Raw genomic sequence first — 223 nt, 5'->3', positions numbered from 1 at the left:
ACCATTCAAGAAAATTCCACCATCACTTTTAACTGTAACTTCACAAACTGTTGGTCCATTGCCATATGCAAGTGCTGGGAAAGCAATACTTTGTACAGGGCGAAATCCAGCGGGAAGGGTTGCAAATACTGTTGTATTTGCTAGATATTTAACTGATCCAATGACAGATATTTGTTCCCCACTTCTCTTGTACTTCAAAATTCTATCAGGAACATTCTCTACC

The 223-nt window shown here is 39.0% G+C and carries 1 pseudogene; it reads right to left on the bottom strand.

The annotated features are described in order from the left end of the window. Window positions 1–223, bottom strand: a pseudogene (locus MR168_RS33215) (hypothetical protein); the annotation flags it as partial.

The organism is Bacillus cereus group sp. BfR-BA-01356 (assembly GCF_022663635.1).
Taxonomy (GTDB): Bacteria; Bacillota; Bacilli; order Bacillales; family Bacillaceae_G; genus Bacillus_A; species Bacillus_A cereus.
Note: the sequence above shows the minus strand (reverse complement) of the source record. Positions and strands in the feature narration are given on the sequence as shown.